Below are 12576 nucleotides of genomic sequence, written 5' to 3'. Positions count from 1 at the left end.
CCTTAACAGAACGGAGGACTGGTTCTGATTACTTTGCCCTCATCTTACGACCGTATACATGTAGTGTCAAGAATACCTTCAGCAAAAAACGCTGATCTAAACTGACACACAACACAGCCTACACTTGCACCTCATCTTCCTGCTTGATATACTGGAAACTACTATCACTCTCGCACGTGTCTTTGCAGGGATGCAGGCGAAAACAGCGGTAACGCTCATCACGTTCTATCCTGCATGCCGTTTCGTCACCTGAATCGTAAGAAGGAGAGATATGACCACCGCCCCACGCGCTAGAAAGAAAAGCGCTCCTGCGCCGCCACCTCAACAGGATGAACCAATCATTCATGGGGATACTCAAACGCTTCTGCGCTGGCTGATCCATTACTGGGAGAAACTGGCTCTTCCCACAGCAGAACTTTCGTTTCTGGCTATGACCCAGGATCGACGGGAGTTTGCGCGGTGGACAGGGAAGCGGCTCAACCCGCTCGTGCTTGGCTGTTATTGCTATCTGAGCACCCAACGCGCCGACGCTCAGCGCCCGACCTCCGGTTCTCCCCATACGATGGCCCCCGTCCACTGGCATCTGATCTTTATTGAACCTGATATGCAGCCACAGTCAATTGAAGTCACAATTGCACATGAACTAATTCATCTGGCCGATCGCGTCAATGGCACCCCACGGCGCCACCGACATCACGGCTTCGATGCGATCGCCGTTGAGGAAGCGGCCATTACCGGTTATAGTCTGGAAGAGCTCCGCGCCCTGCTCCATGAAGAAGGTCAACGACGGGAAAAGGCCCGCAGAGCGGCACGGCCCCTGCGCTACCTGTATGAGTGCCCGCACTGTAAGAAGCAATATCCACGCGCCCGCCGCTATTCGCAACCGGTCTCCTGTAGCAGTTGCGACAAAGATTATAACCCGCGCTTCCATCTCCGGCTGGCGTCACTGCTGTAGCCGCATAGCGCGTAGCTCTCGCAACCATTCAAGGAGCGCCTGCGTTTGATAGATGCGACTGCGCAAAACAACATGATCAAAAAAGGGTTCACCCTCGTTCTGACGCGACTGTAGATAGCTCAGGAAGCGCTCGCAGGCCTGAATCTGTTCCTCTATCAGCATCTCGGCTCGTTCGGGATGCAGGCGCAAGAGAAAATAGAGTTTGATTAAAAAGAGAATCCGAATGTCCCGCGGCTTCTCCACTGGCTGCGTTAGCCAGGCTGTAAAGGTTGCTCGCCCCCGCTCGGTCAGATGGAAGATCTTGCGTGGTGGACGCGCTCCCTGCTTCTCAATGACCGCCTCAATCGCCTCAAGCCGCTCCAGCTTTTTGAGAAACGCATACATCTGGCTCATCTCCAGGTGCACGATTTCACCCAGTGTGCCATGCTCGAACCGTTGAAACATCTCATATCCATGCATTGGCTGCTCGCTCAGCAGGCCAAGGATTGCGTACTCTGCTGGCTCTCGTATCTGCATATCATCCCTCCCGTACCCGATTTTATCACACGACAGCAGCGCATCGGATAGCTATTCTCTTGACAGACAGCATTTCGATATGGCATAGTCCTATCTATGAATACCAGCCAACAAGCAGTTCTCCTCATGATAAGAAAAGCCGCATAAGCGACAGCGTCAGGCTTATGCGGCGGAAATACGACGCAAATAGAACAACAGGCTACTACTATTGGAGAGAGTAGTCATTTTTCTGCGTACGTTTTCCACTTCCTTTTCTCCCCTGGCGGTGTCGCAGGACACCGCGGTTGCTTCTTTCTTTTTGACATTCAGAACGCGGTGTCCCTCCGCACCGTCAGTTGATGTTTCCCATTTTGACCCGGAAAGAGGCAACACCTTTTATGCAAGTCACAAAAACACAGCCACTCTGGCAAAATCGCTCGTATCTGACTTTGATCAGTGGACAGGGTATCTCTGCTCTCGGTTCCTTCATGTCAGACTTCACCTTTTCCCTCCTGGTACTGGCGTTAACTGGCTCGCCACTGCAAACGGGGGTTATGCTTGTACTGAGAACTCTTCCCTATATTCTCTTCTGTCTGCCAGCGGGAGCACTTGCCGACAGAAAAGATCGCAAGCTCATCATGATTATCAGTGACGCGGGATGCGCCCTGACTCTGGGAAGTATTCCCCTGGCCTACTTCCTGGGCCATCTGACTCTTATTCACCTCTACCTGGTTGCATTCATCCAGGGCTCGCTTTTTGTCTTCTTTCAGATGGCCGAGGGAGCTGCACTGCGCAACGTCGTTGCCCGGGAACAGCTCGCCTCTGCATCAAGCTGGAATGAAGTGATCTATTCCACGTGTTTGATGCTTGGCCCCCTGCTCGGAGGTATGCTGTATAGCTTCTCGCCCATGTTCCCCTTTATCCTTGATGCGCTCTCCTTTGTGGCCTCTGTGATCTCTCTTGTCTGTATCAGAGTCCCTTTTCAGGAGCAGCAAGCCACCTCGGTGAATACTTTGTGGCAGGAGATGAAGGAAGGTCAGATATGGCTCTGGAAGCACCCTATCCTGCGCTTTTTGGCGCTGCTGACCACCGGTCTGCTTGCGCCATGTGCTGGATTTACGCTTATTATCATTATGCTTGCTCAGGGCATGCACGCGGATAGCACAACGACCGGATTTATTCTCTCATCGGGCGGTCTGGGCAGTATTATTGGAGCACTGCTGGTCACCCCATTATTGAAATGGCTTGGTTTTTCCCGGCTCATCATTCTCGGCGCGCTCTATTGGGCTGTCTCCTGGCTCTTCTACTGCATCGCACCCGATCCGCTAATTTTGAGCATTTTGAACATCTCTGGCTATGCGATCGTTCCCATAGTGACAGTGCCGCTCTACAGTTATCGTCTGACTGTCGTACCAGATAACATTCTTGGACGTGTCAACAGCGCTTATCGGTTGCTGATGAGCGGCTCCCGCCCGATTGGCATTGGAGCTACCAGCCTGCTGCTTCAATGGGTAGGGCCAATACTCACCATTGTGTTGCTGGCTATTCCTCAACTTCTCGTCGCGTTTCTGGCCATCTTCTATCGGCCTCTGCGTGAAGCACGGCTGGACAACAAACAATAGCGGTGGAGGAGGGCGGTTAAGCGCTCTCCTCCCCTGGCCCTCACACTTGACCGCCTATTGTGACAATTCCGCGACAGCTCCATGATAGAGCTATGACAATTCTCGCCTATCATTGATCTTGTAAGCAACGATCAAGGAGGAAGCGAGTTATGTTCTACACTCTCTCAAGCATCTTTTGCAACGTCCTCAATCTCTTTCTGGGAAACAAACTTCCCCCTTTGAGTAGCACTTCTCTTGTGGTTGAAGAACATGGCCGTTTTTTGATGCTGCGTCATTCTCGCAAGCGCGTGATCTTCCCCGGAGGACTGCTTAAATGGAATGAGGCCCCAGAAGAGACCGCCGAGCGCAAAGGGGAAGAGCAAACAGGGCTGGTCCTGCGCATTACCGGCTTCATTAACTTCTATTCCCTGCCGGGCAGCCGCTGGAACAGGCCGAGTCTCTGTCATTTTGTGTTTGCGGGCGAAGTTGTCGGCGGTTCACTGCGGCATAAAGCCTGCTGGCTCCCTGAGGCAGAGGTTCGGCGCATCTTGAAAGGGCAGGAGCTGCGCATGTTCAATGACTACCTGGACTATCGCAACCGCAACAGGAGCTTTCTGCAAGCCACACAACCGACCGCCCCGCTGGTTCCCTTATCAAAGTAGCGGAAGGCGTTGACCGCTTCTACGCAGTATGCTACAGTGAAACCTGACGTTGATCCTGGAGCATAGTGCAATGACATCATCAATCGTACTTTCTTTTATTCAAGCCAGAGCGCTGCTTGAGGCACATAAAGCGGGCCGTGCTACGCTTGATATCACTCCTGATCTCGGCGTTTCGCAGACGAGCGTCACGCTTACAGAGACAGGCGTTACCTTCCCGGGCGGAGAGGCGCTTTCCTGGCAGCAGCTTGAGGGCATAGCGCAGGCTGAGGTGAACTGTTTCCGCGTGGAAGGTGGAGAAATAGTCCCTATTCGCGTGTTTTCTGAAGCGACCAACCGCATGTGTAGCCTGATGCCCACACATGGCTGGCCTACAATGCTGATCGCAGGCTTTACCATGCATCGCATTGTGGATGTTGACCCGAGCGAGGATACCCGTAAAAAAATCGCCACTATCACCCCGATCCAGGGCACCGTGCTTGATACCGCAACCGGACTTGGCTACACAGCGATCGCGGCGGCTCGCACCGCACAAGAGGTGATCACGATCGAACTGGACCCGGGAGCGCAGGAGATAGCTCGTCAGAATCCCTGGTCACGCGATCTCTTCACCAATCCCAGGATCAAGCAGCGTATGGGCGATGCCTATGAGGTTGTTCCCACCTTCGCCGATAACCAATTCGATCGGATTATTCATGATCCCCCCGTCTTCAGCCTGGCCGGTGAGCTGTATTCCGCACAGTTTTATCGTGAGCTCTATCGCATCCTGAAACGCGGCGGGCGGCTCTTCCACTATATCGGAAATCTGGAGAGCAAGTCCAGCGGCACCGTTGCCCGTGGCGCGTTAAAGCGCTTGCAGGAAGCCGGTTTTAAACGGGTCGTACGCCGTCCCGAAGCCTTCGGCGTGGTTGCCTACAAATAAGAATGTTTCACGTGAAACACTCTGGCCCTCTTTGCCGGGTTTCTGTTTCACGTGAAACATAGCACTCACTACGCTTCCTGCAAAGCCGCATACATCATCAGCGGCGTATTCCAGTGGTAGCCGACATTGCCTTCGCGATCGACCACAATCAGACCGCCTGTGCCAGTGGCCCTCGCGCCAAGTACAGCAATCGCGGCCTCAGCAGCTTGCTGTGCTGGTAGGCCAGAAGCCACGAAATCGGCAGCGCGTCTGGCGATCATCAGACGAATAAAATCCTCCCCATAGCCGGTACAGGAAATAGCGGCATGCTCATCCGCATAGAAACCGCAGCCCACCAATGGTGAATCACCAACGCGGCCCGGCCGCTTGTTCACAATGCCGCCCGTTGAGGTTGCCGCCGCAAGATGCCCCTCGCTATCAACCGCTACAGCACCGACGGTGCCATGCTTCTTCTCTTCTACATCCTCAGGCTCAGCCGCAAGTTTGCCTTGCGCACGCATCCAGTTCATCTTCTGACGCTCGGTCAGGAGCTCTTCAAATGCACAGAAGGCAAAGCCATTCTCGTGAGCGAACTCCTCCGCCCCACGAGCAACCAACATCACATGCGGACTCTCCAGCACTTTACGGGCCAGTGCAATGGGGTTCTTCAATCGCTGGATATTAGCAACCGCCCCAACCTGGAGAGTATGTCCCTCCATTATCCCCGCATCCATCTCAATATTACCCTCAGATGTCAGGCAGGAGCCCGTGCCTGCATTGAAATGAGGATTATCTTCAAGCGCTCGCACTGCCGCCTCGACAGCATCCAGCGCACTGCCCCCACGCTTTAGAATCTCCATACCAACCAGAGCAGCGGCACGACATCCCGCCATGCCACTTTCAACCCGCTCCTGTGCAATATTCCCGGCGCCTCCATGCACAACAATCGCAATCGTCATAGATCAAGACGTCCTCTCATCAGAAAAAATACTATCCTTACAAGCAGCCTCTCTCGTGTTAAAGAAAGGGCTATTCCGCATCGCATTGTACCACGAATCAAGCGAGCATTCAGAGAGAGAAAGCGGGAAGCAGAAGCACCGCGATTGACAACGCTTTCCAAAGACTGGTACGCTAGTTTCAGACGATGATAAGATCTGGCATACGCCTTGCAACCATAAAACAGCCTCTGTTCAGCAAGAGACTGAGCCGCAACACCTCCCAGGAGGTGTGAAAGGAGAGAGCTATGAGCTTGCCACTACAGGGTATCCGCGTTCTCGACCTCTCACGCTTGCTACCCGGCGCCTATGCCTCGCAAATGTTGGCCGACTATGGCGCAGATGTCATTAAAGTGGAAGAGCCCCGCACAGGTGACTATGCCCGGACCATGCCCCCGACCGATCAGAACGGCATCAACCTCTATTTTCAGGCCATCAATCGCAACAAGCGCAGCATGACTCTGAATCTGAAAACGGAGAGCGGGCGCGCCCTCTTTCTGCGTCTTGTCGAGCGTGCGGATGTCGTGCTTGAGAGCTTTCGTCCCGGAGTAATGGCCCGCCTGGGGCTAGCCTATGAGCGGTTGCGGGCCAAGCGCCCGGAGCTGATCTATTGCGCTATCAGCGGGTATGGTCAGGATGGACCATACAGCGAACGAGCCGGGCACGATCTCAATTATGCCGGGTATGCAGGCCTGTTGCATCATCTGCGTGATCAGGAAGGCAGGCCTATGATGCCACCAACCCAATTTGGCGATCTGGTCGGCGGCAGCTATCTGGCCGTTATCGGCATCCTTACCGCCTTGCTTGGCCGTCAACAGACCGGTGAAGGGCGCATGATTGACGTCGCCATGACAGAAGGGTTGCTCTCCCTGCTCCCTCTTCAGATCGCGGCCTATCTCCATACCGGCAAAGAGCCACTCCCGGGGCGCACATCTCTGACGGGAGATCTCCCCTGCTACCATATCTATGAAACGAAAGATGGGCAATTTCTGACGCTTGGCGCACTGGAACCCAAATTCTGGCATGCATTCTGTACCCGGATCGGGCACCTGGAACTGCTCCCCTTTCATTCACCTGTTGGACCGGATGAACGCGAACAGGCCCTCACCATCCTGCGCAACGTCTTTAAAACGAAAACGCGTGATGAGTGGATGGCAGAACTGGGCGACCTTGATAGCTGTGTGGGTCCAGTCTATACGCTCGCTGAAGCCCTGAACGATCCACAGATGCAGGCACGTGGTGTCCTCTTTCGCGAAGCAGAAAATGCTCCTCCTCAGCTCTCAACATTTCCACGTCTCTCTGATGTTCCTCAAACGATGCGTTCAAAGCCTCCTGCGCTCGGAGAACATACCAGTGCCATTCTTCAGGAGTACGGGTTTCAAGTCGAGGCCATTGAACAATTCAGGAAAGAAGGTGTAATCTAAATGCAGAGTATTCATCCAGTCGTGGCGCGGGCTCGCAACGAGTTAGATGCTTTCCTGGCAGATCTCGAAGCGATCGTAAACATCGATTCCGGCACAGACAATAAAGCAGGAGTCGATCGCGTCGGTGCCTATCTGCAAAGGCGCTTTCTGGAAAAGGGCTATCAAGTTCGTTTCGATCACCAGACTCAGTACGGTAATCATCTGATCGCGACACATCCCGGTGAGAACCCAAACGGTGCCCGTATTCTGCTGATCGGGCATATGGATACCGTTTTCCTGGATGGCGAGGCCCAACAGCGCCCGTTCAGGATTTGTGCTGCCGAGAACGAGCCAGAGAAACGCATTGCAAAGGGTCCGGGCGTGCTCGACATGAAATCCGGCCTGCTGATTGGCATGTATGCAGTAGAGCTGCTTGAGGAGCGGAACTATCAGCATATCACCTTTCTCTTCAACAGCGATGAAGAGATCGGCTCGCCCTCAAGTAAGCCGCTGGTCACAGAGCTTGCTCAGGAAGCCGATGCCGTCATTGTCCTTGAGCCGGGGCGGGAACTGGGCTCGGTAGTCTCTTCTCGCAGGGGTTCCGGGCTCTATCGGGTTGAAGTGCATGGGATAGCAGCACATGCAGGAGTCGAGCCACAGAAGGGACGCAACGCCATTGTTGAGCTGGCCCACCTGGTCGGGCTGTTGCAGGAACTGCACGGCACGATTCCCGGCACCTCACTCAGTGTCACGACCATTCAAGGCGGCACACGCGGCAATGTGGTACCAGAATATGCCTGTTGCGAAATGGATGTGCGCGCCAGCACTCGCGCAGGGATTAAGGCCCTGGAAGGAGCGATACGGAAAACTATTTCCCGGCGTAAAATTGAGGGCACAACAGTCAGCCTGAGTGGTGGCTTTCGCTGTCAGCCTTTTGAGCCCTCAGAACGCAATGCACATCTGGTTCACATGGCCCAGGAGGCCGGGGCTGAACTGGGTATCCAGATCCAGGCTCTCACTACTGGAGGTGCCTCTGATGCCAATACCACGGCCAGCCTGGGTATTCCTACCATCGACGGGCTTGGAGCAGGAGGCGGCAAGGCACACAATCCAGATGAATACATTGAGCTTGACTACCTACCCGAACGGATTGCATTACTGACAGGACTGATTCAACGTATCACACTATCTTTGCAGAACAGGGACAACAAAGCATGACGGTAACACCTCAGCAAGCACCAAAAACAAATTTGATCGCGTATGCACAGCAGCTTCGCGCGGAAGCAGAGGCCAGAGGGGAACAGCTCCCGCCATTGTTGCCGCTCCACATGGGAGAACCAAGCTTCCGCACCCCGGACCACATTCGCCGTGCGGCAATCGCGACTATCGAGCAGGAGCCCATTTCGTATGGACCGCCACCGGGCTGGCCGTGGCTGCGAACACTGCTGGCCGAAAAGGTCACCCGGGTCAACGGGTATACAGTTCGTCCTGAGAACGTCGTGGTCACCGCCGGAGGAACCAACGCGCTCCTTGCCTCCTTTCAGGCGACGCTCAAGCCGGGCGACGAAGTGCTGATCTCTGATCCTTGCTTCCCGCTCTACTACCTCCAACTGGGCACTCTGGGAGTCAAGGCTGTTCCCTATACCCTTGATCCAGGCAATGACTGGCTTCCCGACCTCGAACAGATGGAGAAGCTAATCACGCCGCGCACCAGAATGCTGGTCATCAATACGCCAGGGAACCCGACCGGAGCCGTATTCCCGCCGCAATTGGTCCATGACCTGCTGGACTTTGCCCGGCGGCACAAGCTCTACTTGCTCTCGGATGAGTGCTACGATCAACTGGTTTTTGAGGGCGAACATGTCAGCCCTGGCTCGCTGCTCACAGCGGGAGAACTTGAAAGCAATACATTTATTGGCGTCTACTCATTCTCCAAAACCTACGCAATGACCGGCTGGCGCGTTGGCTATATCGTGACCGGGACAGGACTTATCAGGCGGCTGGAAGATATTCTTCTGGCGACGCATACCAATATCACGCTGGTCGCACAGAGAGCTGCCGCCGCCGCACTCACCGGGCCACAGGATTGTGTGGAAGAGATGCGGGCAGCCTACCAGCACCGCCGAGATCTGGCCGTACAACTGTTACAGGAGTATGGAAGATACGTCTACACACCACATGGAGCCTTCTATGCGCTGATTGATATCAGTCCTCGGGAGGGCCGGGCAGCGCTCGATAGCGCCGACTTTGCGATCAAGTTGCTGGAAGAAAAGCAGGTGCTCACTTCACCAGGTAGCAGCTATGGACAGGTGGCGCGTCAGTATATCCGTATCTCGCTGGCGGCATCCGAAGCGGATATCGAGAAGGGGATTCGGGCAATCTGCGAGCTAGCAGATAGGTGAGGCTTCTTCCAAAAATAGAAAGGGGGGAAACATTTCCCCCCTTGCAGAAACAAGAATATCTTTCTGGTATATACCGGCGCTACGCGTGAAAGACAACCTGGGAAAGAAAGAAACCGATGAAAAAGAAGAGAGCGAAAAGCACCAGCCCCAGACCGATCATCAGCGGCCAGTTCACCCCACGACCGGCGTCAACAGGAGCGGCCTCATTGCCTCGTGCATAGTTCTGCTCCACAGGAGGATAGCCGGGAGAAGAGTTCATAGCCGTTGCCTGCTGATAAGCGGCTTCAGTGGTCGCAGCAGGATCAAGGAGCGGCTGTGAGACCTCCTGGCGATCAAGTAGGCCACTGACTGTCGCCTCGGGGTGATAAGAGAGCAAGCCAGTTGGCGCACGCTCCTGAGAAGGTAAGCCTCCGGGAGCGCCACTTGCGACCGGCATAATCTGGCGAGGCTTGACCATATCTTCTGTCTGGTAGCTGGATTGAACCGGCTCCAGAGGTTCCAGGGCCTCAGCCAGATCTTTCAGTTCCAGATACATCATTTCCGGCGTCATCAGCCGTTGAGGATGTTGACGAATCACAGCGCGGGCAACAATATCGCAGAGTTCAGGAGGAACGCCACGTTGAAAGCGCAAGCGACCGTCGGAAGGGGGTTCAACAAACGTAGCACCCGGCGCTCGGCTGGTGAGCAACTGATATAACAAAAGGCCAGCCGCCCGTGCATCATCGGCAAGGCGGCCCTCACTGATCTGTCCATAAGGCAACTGCTGATCCGAAATCGCGATGCCGTCTCCACCAACGCCACTCCACAAAGTAAAATACTGCATATCAGCAGGCAGCGCAAAATTACTGACGCGTACCAGTCCTCGACGATCCCGGATAACAGAGGAAGGTGTCAGATCTCCATGACAAATTTTTCGTCCAGAATTACTTGCATAAACGAGCGCAAGGCAAATCTGCCGTCCCAGATCCGCGACTTCAAAGGCCGACAACTGTGTTTGTAACAGCGCGGGAAAGTCATCGCCATCCACATACTCCTGTACAATATACAGGCAATCAGGTTCAACAATCAGATCATAGATCCCGACAATATTAGGATGGGAAAACTGAGAAGTCAGGCGGAGTGCTGCACGGTACGTTGCGACGTGATCGGCAGGAGTTACCTTAATAGCTACAACGCGCTGCAACACCTGGTCGAATCCTTGATAGACGGTACACGCACGCCCCTGTTTCACCAGCCGTTGAAGCAGGTAGCGCCGTTGAATGACTCGACCCGTTTCTACCATAAGCCCCTCAAGATTTTGCATCTTTTCCTATAAGTCCTGTAGAGCCAGTGTCACCGCTCCTACAAGATTGGCATCCGTACCCAGAGACCCCTGGACAATGCGCAAATCCTGAAACGCAGCGGGCAAGCACAAACGTTGGAGACGCTCCCGGAGAGGCCCGATTAACAAATCACCTGCTTGTGCGACAGACCCACCCAGGATAATCATACTTGGATTTACTAAATGGACAATATTAGCCAGGGCAATTCCCAGATAAGTACAAACCTCCTCAACACCCTGTCGTGCCAGTTCATCGCCCTCAGCCGCCAGTTGAAACACCTGTGCGGCAGTGATACGCTCTGCACGTCCGTCAGTGATGCGACGGATAGCCGCTTCTGTCTCTGGATAGTTTACTGATCTCCCGATCAATCTGTTTACAATAGCCTGTGCCGAGGCAACAGCTTCCAGATGTCCAAAGCCTCCGCAGGAGCATCTGGGGCCGCCTTCCTGTACGACGAGCATATGACCAATCTCTCCAGCGGTACAGGAAACGCCATGATACACCTTCCCATCCACAACCAGAGCGCCCCCGATTCCACGCCCTAACCCGACATAAAGGACAACCCGTTCGCCGCGTCCAACTCCATAGATACATTCTGCCAACGCCGCGGCATTTGCATTATTATCGATAATACAGGGCACTTCCACCTGTTCTGTGAAATAATCCTGTAGCGGGAAATGATCCCACCCGTGCGCACGATGGAGGGTACGAACAAGCCCACGGCGTGCATCTACCAGGCCTCCGACCGCAATACCGACACGAAGGAGACGACCATCCAGCGCGGATCCAGTTACCTCGGAGAGCATCACTTTGAGATGTTCCAGCGCTGTATTTCGATCGGGCAAATACTCCAGGGGTCGGCGTATCTGATGGAGGATCTCACCATCTAAATTAGCCAGTGCCACCGATTGCCGCGCTCCTCCTCCGCTGATCTCAACACCTACCACATACCCCTGAGTTGCGAGCAGCTTATCAGTAACCCTTTGAGCGCTTGCTGGCCCTGTGTTTGGTATCCCAGTTGAAACACCTGAAGCGCGCAGTCTAGACACGGCATTACTCCCTTTTTCAAGCAGCTATTGAGCTGTACGAACGACCTTACTAGAGCAGTATCAGGGTATCCTCTCTGGGACAACATCGTGTTCAGTATATCACACTGTCCTTCTATAGCAAAGTTGCTAGGATGCCTGTCCCAGTTACAGAAGTTGCATACTGCCATACCTATTGTTACAATACCTTTTAAGACAAAAGCTTGTCGCAACTCTGGTATTTTACCTGTCGTTTACGGCAGGGTGGCAATAGCATTGCGGGAGCATTTACATTATGGCATCGTCATCTCCAGCTCAGGAGCAAGGCCAGATATTTATTGGTCCTGGGCTCAGCCGTTTTAAACTGGTCGTGACCACGCTTGGCATTATCGGCGCCGTGGGCGTGGTGCTCTGGATCGCGTATTATCAGATCCCTTCCTTTGGCGTCGGCAGCACGATTCTGGCGCTGCTCTTCATTCTGGGCTTTGTCTACTACCTGCGCTTGATCGCCCCCGTTCCTTTTACTATCTCGTTAACCGAGGAAGGCGTCATCAAGCGGAACAAGCGCGGTGAAGAGATCAAGGTGCGCTGGGAAGACCTGACACGCGTCAAAGAAGAGTTCTTCCCGAATGGGAAGCGCATCAGTGTGATCGCCTATCGCAAGGTCACCGAGCCGGGTCAGAAGCCTAAAGCCTGGGCCGTCTATCGGGATGATGTAACCGATCTAGACGGGCTGGCGGCTGCACTCAAGAGTGCCATTCCCGAGACCTGCGAATGGGTCAGCGAAACCGTTCACGAATAAAAGAGCAACCCTCTTT

The 12576-nt window shown here is 54.2% G+C and carries 12 protein-coding genes; 8 read left to right on the top strand and 4 right to left on the bottom strand.

From position 1 onward, the window contains the following. The first annotated feature begins 271 nt into the window (after nt 1-271). Entirely contained in the window at nt 272-955 is a 684-nt protein-coding gene (locus tag KTH_RS23485; protein WP_497621345.1) for a hypothetical protein, read from the top strand. Here the strand turns inward: KTH_RS23485 and KTH_RS23480 are convergent. Next, complete coding sequence (locus KTH_RS23480; protein WP_497621343.1) at nt 944-1471, bottom strand: PadR family transcriptional regulator; 528 nt, start codon at nt 1469-1471, stop codon at nt 944-946. The genes KTH_RS23485 and KTH_RS23480 overlap by 12 nt on opposite strands. Before the next feature lie 377 nt (nt 1472-1848). Between KTH_RS23480 and KTH_RS23475 the strand changes: the two genes are divergently transcribed. From KTH_RS23475 to KTH_RS23465, 3 genes are all read left to right on the top strand, one after another. Then, entirely contained in the window at nt 1849-3072 is a 1224-nt protein-coding gene (locus KTH_RS23475; RefSeq protein ID WP_497621342.1) for an MFS transporter, read from the top strand. A gap of 149 nt (nt 3073-3221) precedes the next feature. Continuing rightward, complete coding sequence (locus tag KTH_RS23470; protein ID WP_111324472.1) at nt 3222-3713, top strand: NUDIX hydrolase; 492 nt, start codon at nt 3222-3224, stop codon at nt 3711-3713. 70 nt (nt 3714-3783) lie between these two features. Continuing rightward, complete coding sequence (locus KTH_RS23465) at nt 3784-4632, top strand: class I SAM-dependent methyltransferase (protein WP_111324471.1); 849 nt, start codon at nt 3784-3786, stop codon at nt 4630-4632. 68 nt (nt 4633-4700) lie between these two features. Here the strand turns inward: KTH_RS23465 and KTH_RS23460 are convergent, their stop codons facing one another. Continuing rightward, nucleotides 4701-5570, bottom strand: coding sequence for an isoaspartyl peptidase/L-asparaginase family protein (locus KTH_RS23460; RefSeq protein WP_111324470.1), 870 nt, complete (start codon nt 5568-5570; stop codon nt 4701-4703). Between the two features lie 284 nt (nt 5571-5854). Here KTH_RS23460 and KTH_RS23455 point away from each other — a divergent pair, with 284 nt between their 5' ends. From KTH_RS23455 to KTH_RS23445, 3 genes are read left to right on the top strand one after another with little or no spacing between them, the layout of a single operon-like run. After that, a complete protein-coding gene (locus KTH_RS23455; protein ID WP_497621339.1) occupies nt 5855-7030 on the top strand; it encodes a CaiB/BaiF CoA transferase family protein in 1176 nt (391 codons plus the stop codon). After that, complete coding sequence (locus tag KTH_RS23450; RefSeq protein ID WP_497621337.1) at nt 7031-8227, top strand: M20 family metallopeptidase; 1197 nt, start codon at nt 7031-7033, stop codon at nt 8225-8227. It begins immediately after the preceding gene. Then, the gene (locus tag KTH_RS23445; RefSeq protein WP_111324467.1) at nt 8224-9411 is read left to right on the top strand and encodes a pyridoxal phosphate-dependent aminotransferase; all 1188 of its coding nucleotides are present in this window, start codon (nt 8224-8226) and stop codon (nt 9409-9411) included. Before KTH_RS23450 ends, KTH_RS23445 begins: the two co-directional genes overlap by 4 nt. A gap of 79 nt (nt 9412-9490) precedes the next feature. Here the strand turns inward: KTH_RS23445 and KTH_RS23440 are convergent, their stop codons facing one another. Beyond that, nucleotides 9491-10714: a protein kinase domain-containing protein gene (locus KTH_RS23440; RefSeq protein ID WP_497621336.1), complete on the bottom strand. Its 1224-nt coding sequence runs from the start codon at nt 10712-10714 to the stop codon at nt 9491-9493. Between the two features lie 6 nt (nt 10715-10720). After that, nucleotides 10721-11782 (bottom strand): ROK family protein, encoded by a 1062-nt coding sequence (locus tag KTH_RS23435; protein ID WP_170211509.1) that lies wholly within the window; start codon nt 11780-11782, stop codon nt 10721-10723. Nucleotides 11783-12053: 271 nt separating this feature from the next. Between KTH_RS23435 and KTH_RS23430 the strand changes: the two genes are divergently transcribed. Continuing rightward, on the top strand, nt 12054-12560 hold the full coding sequence (locus KTH_RS23430; protein ID WP_111324464.1) for a hypothetical protein: 507 nt from the start codon (nt 12054-12056) through the stop codon (nt 12558-12560). Nucleotides 12561-12576 lie beyond the last annotated feature (16 nt).

This window comes from Thermosporothrix sp. COM3 (assembly GCF_059696735.1).
Note: the sequence above shows the minus strand (reverse complement) of the source record. Positions and strands in the feature narration are given on the sequence as shown.